At 31.8% G+C, this 6,549-nt stretch carries 9 protein-coding genes; all 9 read right to left on the bottom strand.

Annotated features, from left to right (window positions below; translation table 11 throughout):
- Positions 1-95 precede the first annotated feature (95 nt).
- On the bottom strand, positions 96-653 hold the full coding sequence (locus ACGK9U_RS15955) for a hypothetical protein (RefSeq protein WP_394467549.1): 558 nt from the start codon (positions 651-653) through the stop codon (positions 96-98).
- 182 nt (positions 654-835) lie between these two features.
- On the bottom strand, positions 836-1,258 hold the full coding sequence (locus ACGK9U_RS15950) for a hypothetical protein (protein ID WP_345170504.1): 423 nt from the start codon (positions 1,256-1,258) through the stop codon (positions 836-838).
- A 7-nt stretch (positions 1,259-1,265) separates the two neighbouring features.
- Positions 1,266-1,646, bottom strand: coding sequence for a hypothetical protein (locus ACGK9U_RS15945; RefSeq protein ID WP_394467548.1), 381 nt, complete (start codon positions 1,644-1,646; stop codon positions 1,266-1,268).
- Positions 1,647-2,384: 738 nt separating this feature from the next.
- Positions 2,385-2,891, bottom strand: a complete 507-nt coding sequence (locus ACGK9U_RS15940; protein ID WP_394467547.1) for a hypothetical protein — start codon at positions 2,889-2,891, stop codon at positions 2,385-2,387.
- Positions 2,892-2,894: 3 nt separating this feature from the next.
- Positions 2,895-3,308, bottom strand: a complete 414-nt coding sequence (locus tag ACGK9U_RS15935) for a hypothetical protein (RefSeq protein WP_394467546.1) — start codon at positions 3,306-3,308, stop codon at positions 2,895-2,897.
- Positions 3,309-3,489: 181 nt separating this feature from the next.
- Complete coding sequence (locus ACGK9U_RS15930) at positions 3,490-4,011, bottom strand: hypothetical protein (protein ID WP_394467545.1); 522 nt, start codon at positions 4,009-4,011, stop codon at positions 3,490-3,492.
- Positions 4,012-4,147: 136 nt separating this feature from the next.
- On the bottom strand, positions 4,148-4,687 hold the full coding sequence (locus ACGK9U_RS15925) for a hypothetical protein (protein WP_394467543.1): 540 nt from the start codon (positions 4,685-4,687) through the stop codon (positions 4,148-4,150).
- 152 nt (positions 4,688-4,839) lie between these two features.
- Positions 4,840-5,787, bottom strand: a complete 948-nt coding sequence (locus ACGK9U_RS15920) for a DUF6602 domain-containing protein (protein WP_394467542.1) — start codon at positions 5,785-5,787, stop codon at positions 4,840-4,842.
- A gap of 154 nt (positions 5,788-5,941) precedes the next feature.
- Positions 5,942-6,409, bottom strand: coding sequence for a hypothetical protein (locus tag ACGK9U_RS15915; protein ID WP_394467541.1), 468 nt, complete (start codon positions 6,407-6,409; stop codon positions 5,942-5,944).
- Between the last annotated feature and the right edge of the window lie 140 nt (positions 6,410-6,549).

The raw sequence follows: 6,549 nt of genomic DNA, 5'->3' as shown, positions 1-6,549 counted from the left end.
ATACCCTCAAATAGTGTCTAACTTTTTGGGGGCACTTCAAAATCCGCGAGGATTTTCGTAAGTAGGCTAGAACTAGCCATTAATTATACACGGTGTTACCCAACGTTTTTATTCCGATTATATATTTCAGTTTCTTTTCGTTCAAATGCTGGAACTGAAATGTCAATTTCCCAAGTTTTATTAATTTCAGGAAATTGTTCTTTTATCTTTTCGTTAAATTGAAACCAACCTTGTGTACTTTCTGAAATTTCAAATTGTTTTCCGTTTTCTGCTTTTAAAAATAGTCGTATTTCATCTGTTGCAAAAAGGTCAACTTTATAAGCAGTTAGTTTTTCAATTTCTTTCCATTCAATTTTGGTCAGTTTTTCCTCAATTGTTATTTCAAATCCGTTTTTTTCGTAGGTAAAAATTCCGTTTGAGTTGTATAATTCCATAAATTCCTCGTCACTCAACTTTTTATTATAATCTTTTTGTTTTGGAAGAAACTTACTATTTGGATTAAAATATCTCAATAATAACAAAATTGCTCCAATTCCGAAAAACACAATCGTAACCCAAGTTATTAATTCCGATTTATTCATAATTGTTATTCCAACTATTGAAAATCCAGAACATAAAATTCCAGCTATTAAATCACTTGTTTTTCTATTCAATTCGATTTTTTTTACGGTTCGTTGAGAAATGTTGGGTAACGTTTATGTGTATGGAAAGTTGCGTGCTTGTGTGCGAGGATTTTCCGAAGGAAAATCAGAAGCTAGCAAGCAAAGCAACTCACATTGGTAAAGCTAAAAATAGCAATTTTTTATACACGGTGTTGTGGGTAGTTTTTTATTTTTTACATTCCCACGGTTTCATAGATATAGCTAATTCCAGTTTTAGGATTTCTTAAATATCTTGAACGTTCAAATTCGTCTAATTGGTCTTTTGCATAAATCAGATAGTTTTGGTCAGGTTTAAACCATTCAGGTAATTTAGTCCAACCTTTCCACTCGTTTCCAACTGTGTCAATTTCAAGTCCGTTATATTCAACAAATTCGTCAAACCATTTTTTGTCCGATTTGAATTTAAGGAATAGCTCGTATTCTAGTGTAAAATGAGGTGATTGATAATATTCTCCCTTTATTAATTCAATTTCTTTTGGTGGTTCACCTCCAGACCAATATTTATATGCTTTTTCAGCATTTTTTGTTTCTGTCGAGAAACAGCCAACCAAAAGGAAAACAATTCCAATTAATGATATTTTCTTAAGTATATTCATTTTTCAATCAGTAATGCACAAAGTAGGAATCTGTTTCTTCTCCGTTATCAACCATTTTAATATCAATTTCAAAAAGTTCAAATTCCATTCTATTTTTCGTTTCATTGTCAAATTCTGTAAATTCTATTTCGGCAATATCTTTTGTTATTTTATCTCCGTTATGCCATTTTTCCGCAACAATTTTTTCAATCAAAATGTTTAATTCGGCAGAAGGAACTTCACTTTCGGTTTTATGCCAAATAAATTCTTGTCTTTCTTCTGGGTCAGATTTGTCATAGATTGCAATACCACTAATTGAGTCAACTGTTTCATTGGTCAATTCAATTTTCTCAACTCCATATAATTTGAGATATGATTTTAAAAAATTCAGTCTTTTTGATTCGTTCATTTCCGTTTTCTCAAATTACCCACAACGTTTGGTATATGGAAAGTTGCGTGTTTGTGTGCGAGGATTTTCCGAAGGAAAATCAGAAGCATGCAAACAAAGCAACTAACATTGGTTAAGCTAAAACTAGCAATTTTTTATATACTTTGTTGTGCAACGTTTTTTTTAAATCCATTTAATATTATTTCTTACTGAATACCCCATTAAAATTACAAGAACTACAGACAAAATCATATATGTCCAAGCTAAATAGAATTTTGAATTTTTCTTATCCGTAATATTTTTATGGTCGCTTAATATTTTTTTAAATCGGTCATTTTTTTTAAAATACCAGTAATTCAGTCCGATAAAAATGGTCGGGACAATTAAGTTTTCATATTGAAAGTTCCGATATCTAAATCCGTTTAAATGGAAAGTTATAAAGTCACGAATAAATAGAAAATTGAACATTAACAAAACAGATATTATCAATACCGTTGATAAGAAAGGAATTTTAGCTTCTTTCCATTTTTCAGTTCGGTCGTAGTAACTGTAAAAGAAATAAAAGAGATAATTATACATTTTAGTTCAGTCAGTTTTGGTTTTGGTCAAATGTTGCACAACGTTGATAATATGGGGCGTTTGGCAATTCAAAGCTCCAAAGTATCAAACCGCTATATATTTTATTAAGTGTTAACATGCTCAAATTTAGTACTATCCGCCAAATGACCTATATTTATTGTTACCTGCTGGCTTTTCTTATCAGCTGTCATATTCAGCCAATTCAATTTCATCATCGTTTGGAAGCCAACCATTATTTATTTTATCAATCAATTCTATTAAGTGTTTCCTTACCTTTCTTTTAGTAAAGTCAATACAGACTACTTGATTAATTTCAAAATTATCATCATGAGCCAATGTTGTAGCAAACCAAAAACCTTCACTGAAATTTTCATGCGCAGTAGTCACTGGTGACAAGTCGTAATTATATTCCTTTTTATTTTTCATTTCATAATCAACACCGCGAAATGATATTTCTTCATCAAAATATTGTTCAGTCATATTTGCTAAGTTTCCTGCACTACAAGTATATGACACATTGCTATCCATACAAATCTTTACAGCCGGTGGCACTAATTCTTCATCTTCAGTATTAGCAATTGTGAAAGCTACCCAATCAACTTTAGGCAAGGCTGTTTTCCAATTAGGATTATTCCGAATTTGAATGTAATAAATCTTTCTTCTATTGATCCTACCTATGCATTCCATAATTTAGTCATCAACAATTTCAGTCAATTTTAAATCTAAGTCCTTCATTACTTGGTCAACATCAAACTCAAAGTCTTTCGGGATATTTACTGTTACTATTCCTCCGAAATCAACTTGCCAAAATCCGCCTCGTTTTACCAACTCATCTCCGAGAACTCGATAATCAGATTCTTTATACTCAGGAGAAAGAAAGAAACGCCTTGTGATATAGCCAGAATCTTTTGTTATTCTTATTATCTCATGATTTCCCTCTTTATTTAGTCGAGTCTCGAATTCCGTCCCTTTTGTCAACCGGCAATTAAAAATATCATTTTCTGTCATCCGAAATTTATTCTCAGCCAATTGCTCTACATATAAAGTTGCAGTCAATTTCTCCCTTTTATCATAAAGCCTTATTTCAACTTCTTTATTTGCCATTTCGTTTCATTTTAGCACGATGCTCTCCTAAGCTTGCAGGTAACGTTGATGTATAAGATTAGTGGCGTGTTTAAGCACCTAATTTAGCAAATAAACACCAGATAGAAAATCCGCGAGGATTTTCGTAAGTAGGCTAGGACTAGCCATTAATTTTATACGGTGTTATGCAACGGTTTTTTTATTAAGCGTATCCATTTATTCCTAGTTCATAATATTCTTTTTTGGTCAGATTAACTTTTATATTCCAAAAGCAATTTCCTCCATCAAACACAGTAAATATATCAGTTCGCCAATTCTCTGACCCCAAGTCCGAGCAAAAGAAATTAATCCAAATTTCCTTTTCGCCCTTTTCATTAATTACAGGAACATATTGTCTGTAATAACCGTTTAATTTCAATTCAAAACCCGTTTTTTTTCGTTTATTCTTTGGGTTTTCTATGTTATTTTTTAACAAATATTCTTTTTGCGCTTGGTTGTTTTTATCCACCGCAATTTTTAATATATCTTCAATTTCCGTCAATTCCGTTTGAGTAAGTTCGGTAGGTTCGACGTTTTTAAAAATCCAATGCCATTTTTCTTGAAAAGGAAGAATTACGAAGTCAGATTCCGATAAAACATATTCAGGTTCAGTAATTTCAGTCGTAGTTTTTGTTCCATTACAAGACAAAATTAAAATCAGAACTAAAATCATTAATTTTTTCACGAATCTTTTTTTAACTGTTGCATAACGTTTATGTATAAGGAAAGTTGCGTGTTTGTGTGCGAGGATTTTCCGAAGGAAAATCAGAAGCAAGCAAACGAGCAACAAACTTTGGTTTAGCTAAAACTAGCAATTTTTTTTATACGGTGTTAGGCAACGTTTTTATTATTTTTTCAATCTCAGAATCCATTTTGATTTTCTTTCCGCTTTCTGTGAATTCATAAATTAATTGCTTTTCCGATATTCTTTTTAAAATTTTTTTGTCAATCAATAAATTAAAATACTTTCTTATTTCTTCCTTTGAGTTGGTCGTTGATTTGGCAACTTCGAAAAGTAAAATTGAAATATGTTCAATTGGTTCAGTACAATTATCGGAATGAAGCCACAATTCTTGGAATAGTCTTTTCATTGTATTAAATCTCAGCTTTCCAGTTTCTAAGTCTTCAATTATTTCATAGGTTTCAGTTAAGAATTTTTCATAGGCTTTTTTTGAAATTCCGAAGAACCAACTTTGCCTAGGTTTTTTTGTAATTCGGTCAAACAAAAGTCTGATTTTAAAATCCTTGTCAAATTCAGGAAACTGGTCTAAAATTTCCCGCTTTGAAATTTGTCCGCTGAAAAACTTTCTTGCTAGATAAGCAGCATATTGTTTATCGGATTTTTGTTGGTTTACGGTCATTTTCAAATGTTGCCTAACGTTGATGTATATGGAAAGTTGCGTGTTTGCGTGCGAGGATTTTCCGAAGGAAAATCAGAAGCTAGCAAACAAAGCAACAAACTTTGGTTAAGCTAAAAGTAGCAATTTTTTATATACTTTGTTGTAGCTAGTACTTATCCTTCACTCCTAAATCCTTCTTTTTGATATTTTACTGCATTTAATCTTAAATCTGTTTTAGCTTCTTGTGATAATGTATTTTCAGGCCAATTTCTCCAATGTAATGATGCTCCACCACCTACGGCTTGACCGAAATACCAAGAAAAATCTTTAAGCCTGTTATCAGTTAAGGCTAACTTTTTTAATAATCGGGAAAGGAAAGTACCTATTGGGGTAAAATTCAGTTTAGGTTGAGAACCTTCATCAAACATTTTCTTATCAGACCTTCCATATGCAGTCTGAACTCCAGGTATCCACTTATAGAAAGGTTTTCCATTTTGCTCGTAAACATGCATGCCCATCGGTTGTTTATAAGAAGACCAGACAGCTAAATCACTAACGCAAATAAAATCAAGACATTCTCTCGGATGGTTAATATATTTTAAATCAGATTCTAGTAGTTTGTTATGAATGTTCTCTAAAGGTGTTGAACCATTTGATTTCCAAGAATGGGAATGTGCAATTAATCCATAAACAATAGGGCTATAAAGTTCATTTCTATAATTAGAAGGTTTTAAGTTAATTAAATTCCTTATTTCTTTAGCGTTTTGTATAGCTTTATCAATATGACTTGCTTTTAATGTATTCTTGCATTCAAAAGCAGCTGCAACCCCAGCTGTTAAGTATAGTTTTTTATCTAATAAATGTTTTGGATAAAAAGGATGTAAAATAATTACGTCAATTTGAGGACTTGCAATTCCCTTTTCACTTAAAAGTCTTCCCTTTGTTACAATTTGATAGTCAGCAGGAAGCCAATTTTTAAAAACTGTTGCCCAATTTTCCTCCCCTTGGTCGCCAGCGGTTCCAGCGTCTTCAGTAGACCTCTTTTGAATTCTATCATATTCATCTCCCATTTCTCTCGTTAGAGAATGCATGAAATCAATTAGGTCATTTGTTTTACTCATATGGTTTTGAGGTATTAGCTACAACGTGTTTGGCTATGGTTTCGTTGCGGAAAAATCCGCTGGATTATTCCGCTGTAAACCAAAGATAGTAAAGAGTAAGGAATTTTCGGCAGAAAATTCCGCAGCAATGAACTATAGCCGGTGTTGCCTACAGTTATTTTATTCGGATGTAAATTGAATATCTTTTTTCATTTCCAAATTCCAAAGTCTCTTTTGATAATCTTTTTATTTTTAAATAATGTGGTTCAGAGAAATAAATTCCGTCCTCTTTGAGGACTAAGAATTCGTCTTTTAAATATTCTTCTCTTATTTTTTTGTCAAGATGTTCATTGTCTTTTGAAACTTTATTATAAATCAATAAAGAATCTTTGTTCATTTTCCATAGTCCAAATTCTCTATTATTATAATATACATGAGTTTTGTCAAAAGTCAGAAATAGGTCGGCTTTTTCGTCAGATTCAATAATTTTAGGTACACCATTATCCTCAGACGTTTTTTCATTATAAGTTCTTTGGTCAATTTCTTTTTCGTGTTTCCACGTTCCAATAATCAGTTGAGATTTATTCTGGCTATTGCAAATTAGAAATCCGAAAATAAATATTGCTAAAGAGATGTTTTTCATAATTGTAGGCAACGTGTTTGTATATGGTTTGTTGCGTGGTTTAGCACGTAATTTAGCAAATAAAAACCGAATAGAAAATGGACTGCCCCCAAAACCTTAGACAAATTTATAATTAATTTTGACAATAATGAGCTCGATAT

The sequence above is a fragment of the Mariniflexile sp. HNIBRBA6329 genome (assembly GCF_043558645.1).
In the GTDB taxonomy this organism is placed as follows: domain Bacteria; phylum Bacteroidota; class Bacteroidia; order Flavobacteriales; family Flavobacteriaceae; genus Mariniflexile.
This window is presented reverse-complemented; position numbering and strand designations above follow the sequence as displayed.

What these genes read in the sequence shown, in the direction of transcription:
- ACGK9U_RS15950 (WP_345170504.1), bottom strand. Translation starts at nt 1,258, where the DNA reads ATGAATATACTTAAGAAAATATCATTAATTGGAATTGTTTTCCTTTTG.
- ACGK9U_RS15945 (WP_394467548.1), bottom strand. Translation starts at nt 1,646, where the DNA reads ATGAACGAATCAAAAAGACTGAATTTTTTAAAATCATATCTCAAATTA.
- ACGK9U_RS15940 (WP_394467547.1), bottom strand. Translation starts at nt 2,891, where the DNA reads ATGGAATGCATAGGTAGGATCAATAGAAGAAAGATTTATTACATTCAA.
- ACGK9U_RS15925 (WP_394467543.1), bottom strand. Translation starts at nt 4,687, where the DNA reads ATGACCGTAAACCAACAAAAATCCGATAAACAATATGCTGCTTATCTA.
- ACGK9U_RS15935 (WP_394467546.1), bottom strand. Translation starts at nt 3,308, where the DNA reads ATGGCAAATAAAGAAGTTGAAATAAGGCTTTATGATAAAAGGGAGAAA.
- ACGK9U_RS15920 (WP_394467542.1), bottom strand. Translation starts at nt 5,787, where the DNA reads ATGAGTAAAACAAATGACCTAATTGATTTCATGCATTCTCTAACGAGA.
- ACGK9U_RS15915 (WP_394467541.1), bottom strand. Translation starts at nt 6,409, where the DNA reads ATGAAAAACATCTCTTTAGCAATATTTATTTTCGGATTTCTAATTTGC.